The 20,378-nt window shown below is 69.7% G+C and carries 16 protein-coding genes; 13 read left to right on the top strand and 3 right to left on the bottom strand.

The features are described from left to right. Positions 1-48: 48 nt before the first annotated feature. A complete protein-coding gene (locus tag WG922_RS15760) occupies positions 49-1,014 on the bottom strand; it encodes a tripartite tricarboxylate transporter substrate binding protein (protein WP_340283690.1) in 966 nt (321 codons plus the stop codon). 134 nt (positions 1,015-1,148) lie between these two features. Here WG922_RS15760 and WG922_RS15755 point away from each other — a divergent pair, with 134 nt between their 5' ends. The 3 genes from WG922_RS15755 (at position 1,149) to WG922_RS15745 (ending at position 4,391) form a co-directional block, all read left to right on the top strand. Further along, positions 1,149-2,183, top strand: a complete 1,035-nt coding sequence (locus tag WG922_RS15755) for a LysR family transcriptional regulator (protein ID WP_340283689.1) — start codon at positions 1,149-1,151, stop codon at positions 2,181-2,183. 143 nt (positions 2,184-2,326) lie between these two features. Beyond that, positions 2,327-3,757 (top strand): APC family permease, encoded by a 1,431-nt coding sequence (locus tag WG922_RS15750; protein ID WP_340283687.1) that lies wholly within the window; start codon positions 2,327-2,329, stop codon positions 3,755-3,757. Positions 3,758-3,773: 16 nt separating this feature from the next. After that, complete coding sequence (locus WG922_RS15745; RefSeq protein ID WP_340283686.1) at positions 3,774-4,391, top strand: SAM-dependent methyltransferase; 618 nt, start codon at positions 3,774-3,776, stop codon at positions 4,389-4,391. A 50-nt stretch (positions 4,392-4,441) separates the two neighbouring features. Here WG922_RS15745 and WG922_RS15740 read toward each other — a convergent pair whose 3' ends face one another. Next, a complete protein-coding gene (locus WG922_RS15740; protein ID WP_340283685.1) occupies positions 4,442-4,792 on the bottom strand; it encodes a phage holin family protein in 351 nt (116 codons plus the stop codon). A gap of 268 nt (positions 4,793-5,060) precedes the next feature. Between WG922_RS15740 and WG922_RS15735 the strand changes: the two genes are divergently transcribed. Beyond that, complete coding sequence (locus WG922_RS15735; protein ID WP_340283684.1) at positions 5,061-6,209, top strand: glycosyltransferase family 2 protein; 1,149 nt, start codon at positions 5,061-5,063, stop codon at positions 6,207-6,209. A 154-nt stretch (positions 6,210-6,363) separates the two neighbouring features. Here WG922_RS15735 and WG922_RS15730 read toward each other — a convergent pair whose 3' ends face one another. After that, positions 6,364-6,954, bottom strand: coding sequence for a helix-turn-helix domain-containing protein (locus WG922_RS15730; protein WP_340283683.1), 591 nt, complete (start codon positions 6,952-6,954; stop codon positions 6,364-6,366). A 99-nt stretch (positions 6,955-7,053) separates the two neighbouring features. Here WG922_RS15730 and WG922_RS15725 point away from each other — a divergent pair, with 99 nt between their 5' ends. The 9 genes from WG922_RS15725 (at position 7,054) to WG922_RS15685 (ending at position 20,357) form a co-directional block, all read left to right on the top strand. After that, positions 7,054-7,830, top strand: coding sequence for an aldolase (locus WG922_RS15725; RefSeq protein WP_340283681.1), 777 nt, complete (start codon positions 7,054-7,056; stop codon positions 7,828-7,830). A 56-nt stretch (positions 7,831-7,886) separates the two neighbouring features. Continuing rightward, positions 7,887-8,978 (top strand): TRAP transporter substrate-binding protein, encoded by a 1,092-nt coding sequence (locus WG922_RS15720; protein ID WP_340283680.1) that lies wholly within the window; start codon positions 7,887-7,889, stop codon positions 8,976-8,978. 176 nt (positions 8,979-9,154) lie between these two features. Beyond that, positions 9,155-10,897: an ABC transporter ATP-binding protein gene (locus tag WG922_RS15715; RefSeq protein ID WP_340283678.1), complete on the top strand. Its 1,743-nt coding sequence runs from the start codon at positions 9,155-9,157 to the stop codon at positions 10,895-10,897. Then, positions 10,887-12,725 carry an ABC transporter ATP-binding protein gene (locus tag WG922_RS15710; protein WP_340283677.1) on the top strand — a complete coding sequence of 613 codons (1,839 nt, stop codon included), beginning with the start codon at positions 10,887-10,889 and terminating at the stop codon, positions 12,723-12,725. Before WG922_RS15715 ends, WG922_RS15710 begins: the two co-directional genes overlap by 11 nt. 114 nt (positions 12,726-12,839) lie before the next feature. Beyond that, positions 12,840-14,627, top strand: a complete 1,788-nt coding sequence (locus tag WG922_RS15705; protein WP_340283676.1) for an N-acetylglutaminylglutamine amidotransferase — start codon at positions 12,840-12,842, stop codon at positions 14,625-14,627. Positions 14,628-14,660: 33 nt separating this feature from the next. After that, complete coding sequence (gene ngg / locus WG922_RS15700; protein ID WP_340283675.1) at positions 14,661-16,412, top strand: N-acetylglutaminylglutamine synthetase; 1,752 nt, start codon at positions 14,661-14,663, stop codon at positions 16,410-16,412. Between the two features lie 6 nt (positions 16,413-16,418). Continuing rightward, positions 16,419-17,702, top strand: a complete 1,284-nt coding sequence (locus WG922_RS15695) for an osmoprotectant NAGGN system M42 family peptidase (RefSeq protein ID WP_340283674.1) — start codon at positions 16,419-16,421, stop codon at positions 17,700-17,702. A gap of 303 nt (positions 17,703-18,005) precedes the next feature. Continuing rightward, positions 18,006-19,226, top strand: a complete 1,221-nt coding sequence (locus tag WG922_RS15690; RefSeq protein ID WP_340283673.1) for a CaiB/BaiF CoA transferase family protein — start codon at positions 18,006-18,008, stop codon at positions 19,224-19,226. Between the two features lie 6 nt (positions 19,227-19,232). Next, positions 19,233-20,357 carry a nitronate monooxygenase gene (locus tag WG922_RS15685; protein ID WP_340283672.1) on the top strand — a complete coding sequence of 375 codons (1,125 nt, stop codon included), beginning with the start codon at positions 19,233-19,235 and terminating at the stop codon, positions 20,355-20,357. The last annotated feature ends 21 nt before the right edge of the window (positions 20,358-20,378 follow it).

The raw sequence follows: 20,378 nt of genomic DNA, 5'->3' as shown, positions 1-20,378 counted from the left end.
CGGGGATCGCGGCGGAACTCCAGCGGCGGGGATGCTTCGCCGGGGGCGTTACTTGCCGGCGGAGGCCTGCACCACCCGGCGCCAGACCTCCACCTGCTCCTTGATGAGGGCGTCAAAAGCCTGCGGTGTCGTCGTGTAGGGCTGCGCGCCCTGCGCCATCAGCTGCTGCTGCACCTCGCTGCGGGCCAGCACCTTCTTCACTTCGGCATTGAGCCGGGTGACGATGGCATCGGGGGTGCCGGCCGGCACCACCAGCCCGAACCAGGTGTCGCCGTCGAAGCCCGGTACGCCGGATTCGGCCACGGTGGGCACGTCGGGGTAGCGCTCGGCGCGGCGTTGCCCGGTCACCGCGATCGCCTTGATCTTCCCGGCGTTCACCAGGGCCTGCGTCTCGACCACCGTGGCGAACATCATGTTCACGTGGCCGGCGGCGATGTCGGCAAGTGCGGGCGCGCCGCCCTTGTACGGCACGTGCTGGAACTTCACCCCCGCCATGTTGGCCAGCAGCTCGGGGAACAGGTGCTGCGCCGTGCCGTTGCCGCCCGAGCCGAAGGTCACCTTGCCCGGGTTGCGGCGGGCCTGGTCCAGCAGCTCGTTGACGTTGGCCGCCGCGAAGGTCGGCGACACCACCACGAAGTTGGTCAGCCGCACCACCGGTGTCACGCCCCGCAGGTCAGCCAGCGTGTCGTAGGGCAGCTTGGCGTGCATGGTGGGGTTGATGGTGTGGCCCGTGGCCACCATGCCGACGGTGTAGCCGTCCGGGGCGGCCTTCGCTACCGCATCGGTTCCGATGACGCCCCCGGCACCGCCGCGGTTCTCCACCACCACGGGCTGGCCCATCGCCTCGGACAACTCGCGCCCCAGCAGGCGTCCGACCGTGTCCATGCCGCCGCCGGCTGCGAAGGGAACGATCATCTTGATGGGGCGGCTCGGGTAGTCCTGGGCCAAGGCGGAAGGGGCAGCCAACAGTGCGATGGCGCCCGCGACGAGGATGCGCGTGTAGCTCGTGAACATGCCTGTCTCCTGTGTGCCCGCATCGGTCGGAACCTGCGGTTGTCGCTGTCGGGAAAGGCCATCACACCACCCGCGCCACGCGCCCGCAAGTTTCTTTTCCGACCGCGTCGATAACCGCTGGTTATCATTTCCGGATGCTGGGCTCCCTCGCGTCGCTGGTCGCCAAGCTGCGGATGCGGCAGCTTGCACTGGTCGTTGCCATCGCAGACCACCGGTCGCTGCGCGAGGCCGCCGACGTGGTGCACGTCTCCCAGCCGGCGGCGACGAAGATGTTGCGAGAGGTCGAGGCCAGCCTGGGCACCGCGGTCTTCGAGCGCGCGCGCGGCGGCATGCGCAGCACGCCGGCGGGTGAGGTCGTGCTGCGGTATGCGCGGATTACGCTGGCCGACCTGCGCCGCCTGCACGAGGAACTCGCCGAGATCGACAGCGGTGGCTCGGGCCACGTGTCCATCGGCAGCGTGCTGGCGCCCGAGCCGCTGCAGATCGCGCGCGCCATCGCCCGCTTCAAGGCGGCACGCCCCGCAGTCACCGTGAGCCTGCAGATCGGCACCAGCGATGCGTTGATCCCCCGGCTGCTGTCGGCCGAACTGGACGCCGTGATCGGCCGGCAGACGGCCGCGGCGGACACCCGCCGGCTCGCCTTCGAGGCACTCGCCCAGGAGCGGCTCGCGCTGGTGGCGGGGCCGGACAGCCCGATGGCCGCGCGGCGCTGGACTGCCGCCCAGCTGCACGAGCTGGCCTGGGTGCTGCTGCCGCCCGGCACGCCCGTGCGGCGCGCCCTCGAGGACGCCTTCCGGCGCCGCAAGGTCTCGCCGCCGGCCTCGGTCGTGGAGACGAACTCGATGTTCACCGTCGTGTCGCTGCTGCAGAACAGCCAGATGGTGAGCGCCATCTCGGAGCGTGCCGCCGCCCATTTCGCGGCCAAGGGCGAGCTCGCCGTGCTGGAGTCGAACCTGCACTTCGAGATCGAACCCTATGGCGTGCTGCGCCGCAAGGGCCGGCCCGTCACGCCGGCCACGGAGGCGCTGCTGGCCATCATTGGCGAAGAGCTCGGTGCCCACGGAGGTGCCGCGGGAGCCGGCCCGGATCCGTCACCCCCTGCCAGGCGCTCCAGGACGCGCGGATTGCCTGCGCGCGCTGAACCAAGGGGGCGGCGCAGGGCGCCGTGACACTGCGGCGCAGCGCGCCGTGCCCCCGTTCCTGCGCCCCGCACCCATGCTCCCCAAACCTACACGGCGCCGGATGCCGTCCTACGCGATCTGTCGCCGACGAGCCGGATGATGCGGGCACCCCAGCACCCCACGAGGTTCCGATGCCATCCATCGACGCCAACCCGCACGCACCCAAGGACGCCGGACCCCGCGAACTGCTCACTGCGCGGCACGCCGTGATGCTGGTGGTGGGCGTGGTGGTCGGCGCCGGCATCTTCAAGGCGCCTTCGCTGGTGGCCCAGATGACCGGCAGCGCCGGCTGGATGTTCACCGCGTGGCTGCTGGGCGGACTGGTCTCGCTGATCGGGGCGCTGTGCTATGCGGAACTCGCGACGGCCTATCCGAGCGTCGGCGGCGACTACCACTTCCTGCACCGGGCGTATGGCCGCCGTGTCTCCTTCCTGTTCGCGTGGGCGCGCTTCTCGGTGATCACCACCGGCTCCATCGCGCTGCTGTCCTTCGTGTTCGGGGACTACCTGCAGCAGGTGCTTCCTCTGCACTCGAACGCGGCCACGGGGTCGGCGCTCTACGCTGCCGCCGTGATCGTGGTGCTGTGGTGGATCAATGCACGCGGGCTGCTGGCGGGAGCTTCCGCGCAAACGTGGCTCACGCTGCTGGAGATCATCGGGCTGCTGCTGGTGGTAGCGGCGGCCGTGTCCATGCTGGGCGCGGCGGCGCCGGCTGCAGCGGCAGCCGGCTCGACGCCAGCGGCCCCGCTTTTCGGCGCCGCACCGGGCTGGGCGGGCTTCGGGCTGGCCATGGTGTTCGTGCTGCTCACCTACGGCGGGTGGAACGAGGCGAGCTACATCAGCGCCGAGTTGAAGGACAACCGGCGCAACATGGTTCGGGTGCTGGTGGGTTCGATCCTGCTGATCACGCTACTCTATCTGCTGGTGACCTGGGCCTACTGGCGCGTGCTGGGGATGGAAGGCATGGGCCGCTCCGAAGCCGTGGCGGCCGATGTCCTGCGCGTGGCGTTCGGCCCCATCGGGCAGACCACCATTTCGCTGCTGGTGGCGGTCGCAGCGCTGAGCTCGATCAACGCCACCATGATCGTCGGCGCGCGCAGCAGCTACGCAGCCGGCTGCGACTGGCCGGCGCTGCGCCGGCTCGCCTACTGGGACGCCGGACGGGGCTCGCCCGCCATCGCGATGGCCGTGCAGAACATCGCCGCGCTGCTGCTGGTGGGCATCGGCTTCCTCAGCGGCAACGGCTTCCGCTCGATGGTGGAATTCACCGCCCCCGTGTTCTGGCTGTTCTTCCTGCTGACCGGCATTTCCCTGTTCGTGCTGCGCTCGCGCGAGCCCGCAACGCCGCGGCCCTTCAGCGTGCCGCTCTATCCGGTACTGCCGCTGATTTTCTGCCTCACCTGCGGCTACATGCTGTGGTCCAGCCTGTCGTATGCGGCCAGCCAGCAGCTGGGCGGGCTGAACGCCGGCTGGATCGGCGTGGGCGTGCTGGTGACCGGCGCCCTCGTGATGGCCCTGCTGGGCGCGGGCCGCGCCCCCGCCCTGGCGCGGGACAACCCCTGAGACAAGGAGAGACCCGATGTATTTGCACCGACCCGGCGACCGCGAGCCCACGCGCAGCGCAGCCGACGTTCGCCTGGGCCGCCGCCCGGCACTGCTGGCCGGCCTGGCGCTGCTCACGATGCCGCGCCTGGGATTCGCGCAGACCAGCGCGACGGCACCGGCCCTCGACGTGCCGTACGTGCCTACGCCGCAGCCGGTGGTGGACCGCATGCTGGAACTCGGGCAGGTCGGCGCCAACGACCTGCTCTACGACCTCGGCTGCGGCGACGGCCGCATCGTCATCACGGCCTGCAAGCAGCATGGCGCCCGCGGCGTCGGCATCGACCTGAACCCGGTGCGTATCGAAGAGGCCAAGCAGAACGCCCGCCAGGCTGGCGTGAGCGACAAGGTGGAGTTCCGCGTGGGCGACCTGTTCGAGGCCGACTTCGCGCCGGCGACCGTGGTGACCCTCTACCTGCTGCCCAGCGTCAACCGCAAGCTGCGTCCGCAACTGTGGCGGCAGCTCAAGGTGGGCACGCGCGTGGTCTCGCACGCCTTCGACATGGGCGAGGAGTGGCCACCCGAGCGCACCGAACGCATCGACCACCGTACGGTCTATCTGTGGACGATACGTCCCGAGCACAAGCGCGCCTGATACCGGCGTGAGCAACGGGCGGCGGGCGCTGCTTTCCCTGCCGCGCGGCCTCACCCGCGCAGCAGCCACTCGCCCAGGGTGCCGATGGCCGACATGACGAACGCTCCGGCGAACGCCCAGCGGAAGCCGTCGATGCGCAGGCGGTCGGTCATGGAGTCGATCAGCTTCAGCAGGAGCGCATCGATGATCCAGCGCGTGATGAACGCCAGAAGCCAGGCCAGCCCCAGGGTGGCGACGGTGAAGAAGGCGAACAGCAGCCAGCCCAGCAGGAAGTTCAGCACGCCGAGCAGCGCCGCCACCAGCAGGGCGCTGCCGAAGCCGCGCACATGGAAGCCGGGCAGCAGCATGGCGGTGAGCCAGACGGCTACGGTGAGGATCAGCCAGGACAGCAGCAGGCTCATGGTGTGGGGGCCTTGCGAAGGTGCCTGCACGGGTGGGCAGGCTACCCGGACATCGTAGGCAGCGCGGTGAGCGGGCGGGGGCCGCTGCTGCCGTATGTAAACCGGTGCCCACCGTACCGCGGCCTTCCGCTGCATCGCGCCCGCCCCCTTCCGCGAGACAACCCGTCGGACCAGACCTGCACGATTGCACGAGCACGGCCATAGCTCTGTCGAGCTATCGCACGGCGTGATGTTTTGCACGATGGTTACACCTCCTGACGGAGGTTACATGGCGAGTTTTTCCGCGGCCCGGCACACCGGGCCCACCGCTGCAGGCGTGCTTGCGCCCGAAAGTACAACACCGATCCACCGCAGCGATCGCGCATTCTCCGGCGCGCTGCCGCCTCCTGCAGTCCGCTTTTCCGTGGTCATGCCGCTCTACAACAAGTCGGCCTATGTGCGCGCCGCCGTCGATTCGGTGCTGGCCCAGAGCTTTCGCGAGCTCGAACTCATCGTCGTGGACGACGGCTCCACCGACGACAGCACCGAGCAGCTGCGCGACATCGACGATCCACGATTGCGCCTGCTGCGCCAGCCGAACGCAGGCGTGTCCGCGGCGCGCAACCGCGGCATCGAAGCCGCACAAGGCGAGTGGGTGTGCTTCCTCGACGCCGACGACCTCTGGCATGCAGGCTACCTGGCCTCGCTTGCCGCCGCCCAGCAGACGCATCCCACGCTGTCGGTGGTTGGCACCCGCTACACCGAGTTCGTCGGCGATGCGCTGCCCGACGCGCACGCCGCAGCCCGCGCGCCGACCTTCGAACTGATCGAGGACCTGCCCACCCGGTGGCGCCGCGCCCCCGCCTTCTTCACCAGTTCGGTCGCGGTGCGCGCCGCGCTGCTCAAGCGCATGCAACCGTGCTTTCCGCCGGGAGAAGCGGCGGGCGAGGACCTGGACCTGTGGTTTCGGTTGGGCGAGCGGCAGCCGATCGGGCTGCTGCACCGGTCCCTGGTCGCCCGGCGCGTCGGCCTGGAGGGTAGCCTCAGCGCTGCGCACCTCCGCGCGTGTCCGCCCTTTGTCGAACGCATGCGCGCCCGCGCCCTGGCATCGGGGGTGTCTCGGCAGCAGCGCCGCTCGACCCTTCTCTTCGTCGCCCACCTGGTGGTCGATCTTGCCCGTAGCGCGGCCGCCAGCGGAGAGCGGGTGGAGGCCATGCGGTGGCTCTTGAAGGCCCCCGAGGGCATGCGGACGCGGCGCTGGTGGGTAGCCCTGAGCATGGCGGCGTGCTGGCCGCAAAAGACCATCCTCAGCTTTCAGGCAAAGGTGCAGCCGGGCTATCGGCCGCTGGCACCCGCCCTGGCGCCCGATGCGGTGCGCATCGAGCTCATGCGCCTGGCTGGCGACACGGCGACGCGCGCGGGCAGTCACAGGGACTGAACGGCAAGCGATTGCATGCGCCTGCGCCGGCATGCATTGACGAACGGGCAATGCTCTTGCGCCAGCGCGCTCGGCTCGCGCGCGACATGCGCCATGCCGCCGCTGCGGTGCTTCCGCACAGGTCGCGCGCAACGCTCGGCACGGCCTGCACCCGCTACGAGTTGGAAAGCACCAGCAGCGCCACCGCCCGGGCACGCCCGACCCGCCGCAGGCGATGCTCCAGATAGCCGGGAAAGTGAATGCAGTCCCCCTGTCCCACGGTCACCGAATGGCGCTGGAACACCACCTCGACCGACCCCGAGAGGATGAAGAGCATCTCCTGGCCGGCATGCCGTGCCTCCGTGGCGCCCGGGTCGGAGCCCGGGTACACGAGGAACGCCTCGAAGGACGCCACCGAGTCGCCGTGCAGCAGAGGCACGATGCCGTGCTGCCCGTCGGGAAACGCAGATGCAACCTCGCGCTGCGCTGCGCGGGTGACCTTGATCTCGGCCTTGTCGACGGTCTCGCCCAACAGGTGTCCGATGGATACGCCAAGGGCCCGGGCCAGCTGCGCCAGCGTGGCGATCGAGGGCGACTTCAGGTTGTTCTCGATGCGCGAGAGGTGCGCCTTGTCCACGTCCACGGCGCGGGCCAGCTCCTCCAGCGTCATGCCCTTGAGCCGGCGCAGCCGGCGCAACCGGCCACCCAGCATCAGCGGGGCGGCGGGAGTCTCCTCGGTGGTGTTGACAGGGCGCGCGGCGGGCACGGAAAGCTTCCGGAAAACCCATGATGCTGCCACAGGTCAACACGTTGACTCCTTGCGATGGATCACGTTAGAGTCAACTTGTTGACCAACGGAGGCCCCATGCAAAGCAAATCGAGCACGCGCGAGCGCGTCGACCAGGAGCTCGCGAGCAAGATCGCGCCCGACACCCGCAGTGCCCTCGACAAGATGGTGCTGGCCTGCCGCATGCTGGGCGCCCAGGGCCACTGGCACGGCGGACTGGCCGGCCAGATCACGGCGCGCGGCGACGAGCCCGGCACCTACTGGACCTTGAAGTTCGGGGTGGGCGCCGACGAGGCCACGCCCGCCGATCTGATCCTGGTCGATGACGACCTGCGGCCGCTCGACGGCACCTCGCTGCCCAACCCGGCGGTGCGCTTCCACCTCTGGGTGTATCGCGTGCGCCCCGACGTGCGCAGCATCGTGCATACCCATCCGCCGGGTGTCACCGCCCTGTCGATGACCGGGCAGCGGCTGGCGGTCGCCCACATGGACGCCACGCCCTTCTACGACAACTGCGGCTATCTCGGCGACTGGCCGGGCCTGCCCATCGCCGACAACGAGGGCGAGATCATCGCCGGTGCGCTGGAGCAGCGTAAGGCGCTGCTGCTGGCCCACCACGGCCTGCTCACCGCCGGCACCACCATCGAGGAAGCGGCCGTGCTCGCCATCTGGCTGGAGCAGGCCGCGCAGGCCCAGGTGCAGGCGGCCGCCATCGGGACCATCCGCGAGGTGCGGCCCGAACTGGCCCGCGAGGCCCGCGATTTCCTGCTCAAGCCGCAGATCACCAGCCTGACCTTCCAGTATTTCGCCCGCCGCGTCCTGCGCGAGTCGCCCGAACTCGCCACGCCGGCCTGAACCGAACCGCGGGGCCGCGGAGGCCACACCATCAAGACAACTCAGGAGACACACCCATGAAAAGACGCAACCTCATTTCCGCGACCGCCGCCGTGGCCGCAGCCAGCGTGGCCACGGTCGCACGCGCGCAGTCGCAGGCCCTGCCCACCATCCGCTGGCGCATGCCCTCGAGCTTCCCGAAGGCGCTGGACACCGTCTACGGCAACGCCCAGACGCTGGCCTCGACCGTCAGCGACCTGACCGAGGGCCGCTTCACCATCACGCCCTCGGCGGCCGGCGAACTGGTGCCACCGCTGCAGATCCTCGACGCCGTGCAGAACGGCACGGTGGAGTGCGGCCACACGGCGGGCTTCTACTACATCGGCAAGGAGCCGGCGCTCGTGTTCGACACCGGCGTTCCCTTCGGCATGAGCCCGCGCCAGCACACTGCCTGGATGCTGCACGGCGGCGGGCTGGAGCTGATGCGAGATGTGTATGCCAAGTTCAACGTGGTCCAGATCCCCTGCGGCAACACCGGCGCGCAGATGGGCGGCTGGTTCCGCAAGGAGATCAAGACGCCGGCCGACTTCAACGGCCTGCGCATCCGCGCCGCCGGCTTCCTCGGCCACATCTACACCAAGCTCGGCGCCACGCCGCAGCAGATCCCGGCCTCGGACGTCTACACGGCGCTCGAGAAGGGCACCATCGACGCGGTGGAATGGGTCGGCCCCGCCGACGACGAAAAGCTCGGGCTGCACAAGGTGGCCAAGTACTACTACAGCCCCGGCGTGCTCGAGCGCGGCGCCTCGCTGTGCTTCATCGTCGGCAAGCAGCACTGGGAGGCCCTGCCCCCCACCTACAAGGCGGCGCTGGAGGCGGCCTGCGCCGAAGCCGGCGCCGACATGCTGGCCAAGTACGACGCCACCAACGTGCCGGCTCTCAAGCGGCTGGTCGCCGGCGGTGCCCAGCTCGGCGCCTGGACGCCGCAGATCACCGAGGCCATGTACAAGGCCAACGAGGAAGTCATGAAGGAGCAGGCGGCCAAGAACGAGACCTTCCGCAAGGTCCACGCGCACTGGAGCCGCTTCCTCGCCGACCAGGTGCTCTGGTCGTCCGTCAACGACGGTGCTGCCGAGCAGTCGATGAACGCGCAGGCGCGCAAGCGCTGAGCGCCTGACCACGCGCGGCGCGGGGCGACGCGGCTTCGCCGCCCCGACCGCTGCGAGGGCTCGGCGCACTCCTGCTGCGCCCCCGACGTCTTCGCCTGCACCGGCGGTTGCATCTGCACGCACCGCGCAGCGGGCGGTACGCACCTGCGCCAGAATCGCGGGTTTCGCGCCTTCGCATGTCCCTCTACCGCCTGATCGGCCAGTTCGTCCTGCGCCACCGCGCTTCCTATGCGGCGGCGGCCGTCATGCTCGTGGGCGTGGCGGTGCTGCTGGTGTGGATCCCGCGCCAGATCGGCGCCGTGGTCGATGGCCTGGTGGCCGAGCGGCTGACGCGGGCCGACCTGCTGCGTGAGCTGGGATGGCTGCTGGCAGCCGGCGCGGCGGTGTATTTCCTGCGGGTCGGATGGCGCCTGAAGCTCTATGCAGCAGCCTACCGAATCGGCGTCGAGCTGCGCCAGCGGCTCTATGCACGGCTGACGCTGCAGGGCGCATCGTTCTACCAGGACCGGCGCACCGGCAACCTGATGGCGCTGGCGACCAACGACGTCGATGCGGTGGAGATGGCCGCGGGCGAGGCCTTGCTCGCGGGTTTCGACGGCTCGCTGACCCTCGTGCTCGTGCTGGGGATGATGGCGCTGGGGATCGACTGGCGCCTTGCCGCGCTGGCGGTCCTTCCCTTTCCGGTCATGGCGCTGGGCTTCTGGTGGATCTCGCGCCACGTGCACGCCGCATCGCGCCTGTCCCTCGACCGCTTCGGTGCGCTCAACGACCACGTGCAGGAGACGCTCTCGGGCGTGCGCACCGTGCGCGCGCTGGGCCTGCAGGCGCGCAGCGAGGCGCAGTTCGCGGCCCTTGCCGGCGGCGTGGCCCAGGCCAGCTTCGATGCGCAGCGCTGGGAAGCCGCCTACGAGCCGGCCGTCGGCATCACGTTCGCGAGCGCCACCACGATCGTGCTGGCGGTAGGCGGCTGGATGGTCTGGCAGCAGCAGCTGACGCTGGGCCAGCTCACCAGCTTCACGCTCTACCTCGGCCAGCTGATCTGGCCGATGTTCGCGGCCGGATGGGTGCTCTCGTTACTGGAGCGCGGCAAGGCGGCGTGGAACCGGTTGCGTCCGGTGCTGGACGTGCCCCTGACCGTCCAGGATCGCGGCACCGTGGAACGGATCGACCCGGGGCCGCTGGTGCTCGAGCGGCTGCGCTTCGGCTACGCCGGCGAGGCGCGCTGCGCGGTGGACGACGTATCGCTGGCGCTCGCTCCGGGCCGCACCCTGGGCCTGGTCGGACCGACCGGCGCTGGAAAATCCACCCTGCTGCGCCTGCTGCTTCGCCACCACGCGCCCGACCACGGACGGCTGGTGTGGAACGGCATCGACCTGCAGGACTACACCCTCGGCGCGCTGCGCGCGGCCATCGCCTGGGTGCCCCAGGAGGCGTTCCTGTTTTCCGCCTCCGTGGCCGACAACATCGCGCTGGGACGGCCGACCGCTTCGCGCCCCGAGGTGGAGGCGGCGGCGCGGCTGGCCGCGGTGCACGAGGACATCCAGCGGCTGCCGCAGGGCTACGACACGCCCGTGGGCGAGCGCGGCGTCACGCTCTCGGGCGGCCAGCGCCAGCGGGTCGCGATCGCCCGCGCCCTGCTCACCGACGCGCCACTGCTGCTGCTGGACGACGCGTTGTCGGCGGTGGACACCGACACCGAGGCGCGCATCCTGGCGCACCTGCGGCAGGCGCGCGTGGGCCGCACGGTCGTGATCGTGAGCCACCGCCTGAGCGCGGTCGCCGACGCCGACCACATCGTGGTGCTGCAGGGCGGCCGCGTGGCTGAACAGGGCACCCACACGCAACTGAGCGCGGGCCAGGGCTGGTACGCACGCCAGTGGCGCTACCAGCAACTGCAGGCGAGCCTCGATGCCAGCTGAGTCGATCGACACCCCGGGCGCGCTGCCCGCCGAGGCGCCGCAGCGGCGGCAGCTGCTCGGCGATGCGGCCTCGCTGCTGCTCTCGGCCGCCGCGCCGGAGCGCCGCCACGTGCTGTTCGGCGTGCTCTGGCTGATGCTGGCCGCGGGCCTGGAGGCCCTGGGTCCGCTGGCCGGCAAATTCTTCATCGACAGCTACCTGCTGCCGCGCAACCCCGACATCCCGCAGATCGCGGGCCTGCTGCTCGGGGCGCTGCTCGCCGGCACGGTCGCGAGCTGGCTGCGCTACCGCCAGCTCGTGCGACTCGCCGGCGTGGCCATGCGCAGCGTCCTGCGCATACGCGAGCGCGTCTACGGGCATGTGCTGCGGCTGCCCATGTCCTTCTTCGACCATGCGATCACCGGCCAGCTGGTCAGCCGCGTCACCAACGACACCGAGGCGGTGAAGACGCTGTACGTGCAGGTGCTGTTCGTCATCCTGGACAGCCTCATCATCCTCGCCGGCGCCATGCTGGCGATGCTCTGGCTCGACTGGCGGCTGATGCTGATCGTCGCGACGCTGGTGCCGGCCGTGGTGCTGATCGTCGTGGTCTACCAGCGCCTGTCGGCACCGGCGGTCACCCAGACACGGCAGCTGCGCAGCGAACTGAACGCCCAGGTCGGCGAATCGATCGCGGGCATGCCGGTGCTGCAGGCGGCCAACGCCACCGCGCGGTTTCGCCAGCGCTTCGACACGCTCAACCAGGCCCACTACGCGTCGCGCCAACGCGAGCTTCGGGCCAACGCCTGGCTGCTGCGGCCGGTGCTCGATTTCCTCAACGTGCTGCTGCTGGCGGCCGTGCTGTGGGTGTTCGGGGCCCGCGCCGCGGCCAGCACCCTGGGCGCGGTGGAGGTCGGCATCCTCTACGCGTTCATCAGCTACATCTCGCGCGTCGTCGAGCCGCTGATCCAGATCACCATGCAGTTCTCGCAACTGCAGCAGGCACTGGTGGGCGCGGCTCGCGTGCAGGCGCTGCTGGCCGAAGCCGAGGCGCCGCGCGCGGCCGAGCACGGCGAAGTGCGCCGCGGCGAAATCACCATCGAACACCTCGACTTCGCCTACCAGCCGGGCCAGCCGGTGCTGCACGGCATCGATCTGCGCATTGCCGCCGGCAGCTTCCACGGCATCGTGGGGCACACCGGCAGCGGAAAGACCACCCTGCTGTCGCTGCTGCTGCGCTTCTACCGCAGCGAGCCGGGCCGCATCCGCATCGACGGCGTGCCGCTCGACGCGATCGGCGAGGAGACCTTCCGCGCCAGCGTCGGGCTGGTGCCGCAAGAGCCCTTCCTGCTCGCGGCGACCGTGCGCGAAAACATCGCGATGGGACGGCCGCTGAGCGATGCGCAGGTGGAAGCCGCCGCGCGTGCCGCGCATGCGCACGGCTTCATCGCCGAACTCGGCGAGGGCTACGGCACGCAGCTGGGAGAAGGCGGAGCCCGGCTGTCCGTGGGGCAGAAGCAGCTGCTGGCGATCGCCCGCGCCCTGGCGGGCGAGCCGCGCATCCTGTTCCTGGACGAAGCGACTTCGCACATCGACTCCGAAACCGAACAGGTCGTGCAGCAGGCGCTGACCCAGCTGCACGGCAAGGTCACCATCGTCGCCATCGCCCACCGCCTGTCCACCGTTCGGGACGCCGATCGCATCGTCGTGCTCAACCACGGACGCATCGCCGAGCTGGGCCCGCACGAGCAGCTCATGCAGATCGAGGGCGGCATCTACCAGCGCCTCTACCAGCTGCAGCAGCTCGAGGACAGCGACCCGGACGGCGTCGCCGCGGCCGAGCCGAAGTAGGCCTGCGCCTGCGCCGGATGGCGGTCTCGGCCGGCTCAGGTACGTATCTTGCCCTACGCCCTGACGGGCTTTTGTCTCATACCATGATCCTTTTGTTGAGGAGACTCCCAAGGTATGTGTGGCATTGCAGGAGAGCTGCGCTTCGACGATGAGCTGGCCGATGTGCGCACGGTCGTCGAGATGACGCAGGCGCAGTCGCGTCGTGGCCCCAACGGGGAAGGCCTGTTCAGCCTGGGCGCGCGCTGCTTCGGCCACCGGCGGCTCAGCATCATGGACCTGAGCCTGCGCGCGCACCAGCCCTTCGTCGACAACGGACTGGGCCTGGGCATCGTGTTCAACGGCGCCATCTACAACCACCACGAGTTGCGCAAGGAACTGACTGCGCGCGGCTACGAATTCAGCTCGACGGGCGACACCGAGGTCATCCTCAAGGCCTGGCACGCCTGGGGCCCGGCGGCGCTCGAGCGTTTTCACGGCATGTTCGCTTTCGCGCTGTGGGAACGCGACAGCGGCGTCACGCACCTCGCGCGCGACCGGCTGGGCATCAAGCCGCTCTACTACACCGCCAACGCCAAGCGGCTGCGCTTCGCCTCCGCCCTCCCCGCGCTGCTGACGGGCGACGGGGTGGACACCTGGATCGATCCGCAGGCGTTGCATCATTACCTGAGCTTTCACGCGGTGGTGCCGGCGCCGTTGACCATGCTGCGCGGCGTGCGCAAGCTGGCGCCGGGCAGCCGCATGACCGTCCACCCCGACGGACGCATCGAGCACGCGCGTTGGTGGAACCTGAACTTCACCCGCAGCGCCGAAGACGAGCGCTGCAGCTTCGAGGACTGGAAGGCGCGCGTGCTGGATGCGCTGCGCGTGTCGGTCAAGCGGCGGCTGGTGTCGGACGTGCCGGTCGGCGTGCTGCTCTCGGGTGGCCTCGACTCCAGCCTCATCACGGGCCTGCTCGCCGAAGCCGGCACCAAGGATCTGCGGACCTACTCCATCGGCTTCGAGGCCGTCGATGCCGAGGCGGGCGACGAGTTCCGCTACTCCGACCTCGTCGCGCGGCACTACGGAACCATTCACCAGAAACTGCAGGTGCCCGGCGACCTGCTGCTCGAGTCGCTCCCGCAAGCGATCGCCGCGATGGCCGAGCCCATGGTGAGCCACGACGCGGTGGCCTTCTACCTGCTCTCGCAGGCGGTGTCGCAGCACAGCCGCGTGGTCCAGAGCGGCCAGGGCGCCGACGAAGTCTTCGGCGGCTACCACTGGTATCCGCCCATGGCCGAGATCGGAGATGCCGACCCCGCCGTCGCGGTGGATGCCTACCGGCGCGTGTTCTTCGACCGCAGCCACGAGGAGATGAAGTCGCTGCTGCAGTCGATGTGGGTGAGCGAAGACTGGAGCAGCCAGTTCGTCGATGCGCACTTCCGCCAACCCGGCGCCGAAAGCGCCATCGACCGCACACTGCGCCTGGACACGACGGTGATGCTGGTGGACGACCCGGTCAAGCGCGTCGACAACATGACCATGGCCTTCGGACTGGAGGCGCGGGTGCCGTTCCTCGACCACGAACTGGTCGAGCTCGCCGCGCGCATACCCGCGCGGCACAAGATCGCCGAAGGCGGCAAGCACGTGCTGAAGGAAGCCGCCCGGCAGGTGATCCCGGCCGAGGTGATCGACCGCCCGAAGGGCTACTTTCCGGTGCCCGCGCTGAAGTACCTGCGCGGCGACTTCCTGCAGTACGTGCGCGACACGCTGGATTCGCGTGCCGCGCGCGAGCGGGGCCTGTTCCGCCGCGACGCGATCGACCGCATGTTCGAGTCGCCCGACGCGCACATCACGCCCCTGCGCGGCTCGAAGCTCTGGCAGGCCGCCCTGCTCGAGGCCTGGCTGCAGACGCACCGCATCTGACGACGACAAACTACTCTGGAGACACGCCCCGACATGACCGTCGAAGCACTGCAACCGTCCTCGCACGGCGTAGGCCCCCTGAACGCTGGCGACCATGCCGGCCGCCCGAATGCGGCAACTTCGTCCTCCGATACGGCCGCCAGCGGCCACAACAGCGCACTCGACTGCGGCTGGGGTCGGCTGCTGTACGCACCATCCTTCGATTCACCCAAGCACCTGGCGCAGGCATTGATGCAGGAGCAGCCCGGGCGCCGCGATATCGCGCTGTACGTCGATTCACCGCAGCTGGTGCTGGCGGAAGCGCCGGCCGACCTGTTCCTGGATCCGTCGCTGGTGTATCGCCGGGTGCTCGACGCCGAGCGCGACGGCGCGGCCGAGCGCACTGCCCCCGGCATTACCGTGCGCCCCCTGAGCACGCGGGCCGACATCGCAGCCATCAACCGCCTCTACGGCATGCGCCGCATGGTGCCGCTCGATCCGTCGGTGGTGTGGGCGCAGCGCCAATCCGACGCGATGACCTACCTGGTGGCAGAGGACGAGCGCACCGGTGACGTCATCGGTTCGGTACTGGGCGTCGATCACGTAGCGGCATTCGGCGTGAAAGACGGCGGCAGCAGCCTGTGGTGCCTGGCCGTCGATCCGCAGACGCGGCTGTCGGGTGCGGGCGAGTCGCTCACGCAGTACCTCATCGCGCACTTCGCGCGGCGCGGCCGCGCCTTCCTGGACCTCTCCGTGCTGCACGACAACGAGCACGCCATCGGCTTGTACGAGAAGCTGGGCTTCGAGAAGGTGACGGGCTTCGCGATCAAGCACAAGAACGCCATCAACCAGCGGCTCTTCGTGGACGCCGAGGACATGTCGGGGCTGAACCCCTACGCCCGCCTGATCGTCGATGAAGCACGCCGCCGTGGCATCGGCACCGAGGTGCTCGACGCGGCCGCCGGCATCTTCAAGCTGCGCCATTTCGGCCACGAGGTGCTGTGCCGCGAGTCGCTCACGGAACTCACCGGCGGGGTGGCCATGACCTGGTGCCAGGACAAGGTGCTGACGCTTCGGCGGCTGGATTCGGTCGGCCTGCGCGTGCCGCGCCAGCGCACCGCCGGAGACGCCGAAGCCGACGCCGCGTTCCTGCGCGAGTGCGGCTCGGTCGTGGTGAAGCCCGCGATGGGCGAACAGGGCCGCGGCATCAGCGTGGACGTGCGCGACGAGGCGCACCTCGCGCAGGCCATCGAGCGCGCGGCGCGCGAGGGCGGGCACGTCGTGCTGGAGGAGTTCTGTCCCGGCCAGGACCTGCGCATCGTGGTGATCGGCTACAAGGTCGTCGCCGCGGCCATCCGGCGCCCGGCGGAGATCGTGGGCGACGGCACATCGAGCGTCGCCCGCCTGATCGAGCGCCAGAGCGCGCGACGCGCGGCGGCCACCGGCGGCGAAAGCAGGATTCCGACCGATGCCGAAACCGAGCGCTGCCTCGCCGGCCAGGGGTTGACGATGGACTCGGTCCTCGACGAAGGCCAGGCGGTGAGGGTGCGCAAGACCGCGAACCTGCACACGGGCGGCACCATCCACGACGTCACCGCGCAACTGCATCCGGTGCTGCGCGAGGCCGCCGAAACCGCCGCGCGGGCGCTGCGCATTCCGGTGGTGGGCCTGGACCTGCTGGTGCCCGCGCCGGACCAGCCCGACTACGTGATGATCGAGGCGAACGAGCGGCCCGGCCTGGCGAACCACGAGCCGCAGCCCACCGCGCAGCGCTTCATCGACCTGCTCTTCCCCTTCACGGCCTGAGCTGCAATGCGCAAACTGGACATCGATGTCGGCTACCTGCGCACCACCCTGCTGGAGCTGCTGGCCATCCCCAGCCCGTCCGGGCTGACCGACGAGATCGTGCACTACACCGGCGGCCAGCTCGAACGCCTGGGCGTGTCCTACGAGCTGACGCGGCGCGGCACGATCCGCGGAACGCTGCGGCGCACACTGCCCGAGCGCCGCCGCACCAGCCCGGCCTGCGCCATCGTGGCCCACCTCGACACGCTCGGGGCCATGGTCCGCGCGATCAAGCCCACCGGGCGCCTGGCCTTGATGGCCATAGGCACCTGGTCGGCCCGCTGGGCCGAGGGCGGCCGCGTGACCCTGTTCACCGACACCGGCCGATATCGCGGCTCGGTGCTGCCGCTGAAGGCTTCCGGGCATGTCTACAACGAAGAGATCGACAGCCAGCCGGTGCACTGGACCCAGCTCGAGCTGCGCGTCGATCAGCCGATCGAGTCCGCCGACGACGTGCGCGCCCTGGGCATCCAGGTGGGGGACTTCGTCGCCTTCGACGCCAACCCCGAGATGCTCGACAACGGCTACATCGTCTCGCGCTACCTGGACAACAAGGCCGGCGTGGCGGCACTCCTGGCCGCGCTGAAAGCGGTGGTCGAGAGCGGCGTCGATGTGCCCATGGACTGCCATCCGGTCTTCACGCTCACCGAGGAAGTCGGCTCGGGCGCCCGTGCGGTGATCGAGGAGGACGTGAGCGAGGTCATCGGCGTCGATATCGGCCCCGTTGCGGCCGGCCAGAACTCGCGCGAGTGGGGCGTGACGGTGCCGCTGATGGATTCGGCCGGGCCGCACGACTATCACCTCACGCGCAGGCTGCTGCGCATGTGCGAGGAGCACGGCATCCCGAACCACCGCGACGTGTTTCCCTTCTATCACTCCGACGCGGGAGCGGCGGTGAGCGCCGGCGCGGACGTGCGCACAGCGCTGCTGTGCTTCGGCACCGACGCGACGCACGGCTATGAGCGCACCCACATCGCCGCGCTCACGCACCTGGCCGAGCTGCTCGCGATCTACCTGCAATGCGGCCCCACCCTGCCGGAAGACCGCGCGCGCGTGCGGGATTCGGTGGAGCATTTCTCGCACCAGCTCGATGCCGACCAGCTCGCGCCGGTGAGCGGCACCACGCTGCCGGAGGTGGGGGAGCTGATCGATCTGCCCGAAGCCGGGGCGCGCGCCGAGGAGGCTGCGGAGCCTGCGCCGCTCGCCGACGACGACGCGAGCGCGCACAGGGGCGAGCCGCGCGCCGACTGACCTCGCCGTGAGCAGCCAAGGCACCCAGCGTCGCCGGCGCCCAGCCGCCTCAAGCCGCTGATACCGCCGCAAAGGTGATCGTCTGCGGGCCGAGTCAGCCCGCAGGGCGGACGCGCGTCACAGCGTCCTGAAGCGCGCGCGAAGCAGACTCTCGCAACGCAGGCCATCACCTTTCCTTATCAATCTTCATGAAGATAATGATCGTTCCGGAATACGTCCTTTTGTGCCACTCTTCACCTGGCGCATGAGCGCGCCTCGGTGCCGGCAGTGTGTGACCGGTCCCGGAAAGCACGAGGTGAATGGATGTCCGCGACCAGCAGTGGCCCGCTCGAAGGCGTGAGGGTCGTCGATCTCTCGACGGTGATCATGGGACCCTATGCCAGCCACATCCTGGCCGACCTGGGTGCGGACGTGATCAAGGTGGAAACGCCCGAGGGCGACCCCTACCGCAACTACAAGCCGCAGCGCAGCAAGGGCATGAACGGCGCGGTGCTGAACCTGCACCGCAACAAGCGCAGCGTGCTGCTGAACATCAAGGAAGAAGGCGGGCGCCAGGCACTGGACGCGATCATCCGCACGGCAGACGTCGTCATGCACAACCTGCGCCCGAAGGTGATCACCAAGCTGGGCTATGCCTACGAGCGCGTGCGCGAAATCAAGCCGGACATCGTCTACTGCGGCGCATATGGCTTCGGCGCGGCGGGGGTCTACCGCGACAAACCGGCCTACGACGACATGATCCAGGCGGGGTCCGGCATTGCGGCGCTGTACGAAGAGATCCACGGCACGCCGCAGTACGTGCCCAGCGTCATCTACGACAAGCTGTCCGGTCAGACCATGGCCTACGCGATCCTTGCGGCACTGGTGAAGGCCGCCCGGACCGGCCAAGGCACCGAGATCGAGGTGCCGATGTTCGAGACGGCGGTCGAGTTCAACCTGGTGGAGCACATGTCCGGCTCGGCGTTCGTTCCGCCCCTGGGGCCCATGGGCGCCTCACGCGTGCTCACCGCGCGCCGCAAGCCCTACAAGACCAAGGACGGCCACGTCTGCATCCTGCCGTACTCCGACAAGAACTGGCTCGACTTCTTCGAGTTCGCTGGCCTGGACGCCTGCCGCAAGGACCCGAGGTTCACGACGCTGGCGGCGCGCGCCGAGCATGCCGACTCCCTGTACGGCCACGTCGAGACCGCCGCCGCCATGCGCACCACCGCCGAATGGGTGGACTTCGGCGACCGGGCCAACGTGCCTTGCATGGCCGTGGTGCGCCTGGACGAGCTGGCCGACGATCCGCACATCCAGTCCATCGGCATGTTCGAGCAGGTGGAGCATCCCACCGAGGGCCGCTACGTCTCGATCCGCCCGCCCACCACCTTCAGCGGCCACGCGTTCCGCATCCGCCACCACGCGCCCCGGCTGGGCCAGGACACCGCCGAAGTGCTGCGCGAAGCGAACCTGCCGCCCGAGCAGGTCGCCGCACTGGTCGCACTCGCGGTCCAGCGACCCGAATCCGACTACGAGGCTTGAGACCCCATGAACACTGCCATCTGCGAGATGTTCGGCCTGCAGGCGCCGATCTTCGCCTTCTCCCATTGCCGCGACGTCGTTGCCGAAGCCTGCCTGGCCGGCGGCATGGGCGTCTTCGGCGGATCGACATTCACGCCCGAGCAGCTCGAGCAGGAGCTTGCCTGGCTCGACACCCACACGGGCGGGCGCCCCTACGGTGTCGATCTGCTGATCCCCAATGCCGAGTACCGCATCCCCGACAAGCTCAAGGCCGATCCCGAGACGCTGCTGCCGCGTGAGCACACCGAGTTCATCGAGCAGCTCATGCGCGAACACAAGGTGCCGCCGCTGAAGGACGGCGAAGCGGCGCAAATCCGACTGGAGTACATCCGCGGCCTCGCGTTCACGCGCCACGAGGCGCAGCTGCGCTTGGAGGTGGTGTACCGCCACAAGCTCGCCAAACTGATCGTCAGTGCGCTCGGCGTCCCCTCGCCCGAGACCATCGAGCGCGCGCACGGCCTGGGCCTGAAGGTGGGCGCGCTCATCGGCAAGCCCGAGCATGCGCAGCGCCAGGTGGCCGCGGGCGTGGACCTGCTCATCGCCCAAGGCCACGAGGCAGCGGGCCACACCGGCAACCTGACCACGATGGTCCTGGTGCCGGAGGTGGTGGACCTCGTCGCGCCGGTGCCCGTGCTGGCCGCAGGCGGCATCGGCCGCGGGCGGCAGATGGCCGCCGCGCTGGCGCTGGGCGCAGAAGGCGTGTGGTGCGGAACCATCTGGCTGGGCACCGTCGAGAGCGAGGTCTCACCCGAGATCCGCAAGAAGCTCTACGCGGCGAGCTCGGCCGACACCATGATCAGCCGCTCTGACAGCGGCAAGCCGGCCCGGCGGCTGACCAGCGCCTGGATGAAGGCCTGGAACAGCCCGCAGGCCCCCAAGGCGCTCGAGATGCCGCTGCAGGGGCTGCTGGTCAGCGACGCACGCGTACGCATGGCACGGCACAAGGCCGAGGACCTGCTCACCTACCCGGCCGGCCAGGTCGTCGGCCTGGTCAACGAGCCGGTCACCGTGCGCCAGGTGTTCTATTCGCTGCTCGAAGAGTTCGCCGAGGCCGTCGAGCGGCTGCAGGCCATGACCGCCGACGTCGATTGACGCGGCCCGCGCCCGCGAAGC

This window comes from Ramlibacter sp. AN1015 (assembly GCF_037726105.1).
Lineage (GTDB): Bacteria > Pseudomonadota > Gammaproteobacteria > Burkholderiales > Burkholderiaceae_C > Ramlibacter.
This window is presented reverse-complemented; position numbering and strand designations above follow the sequence as displayed.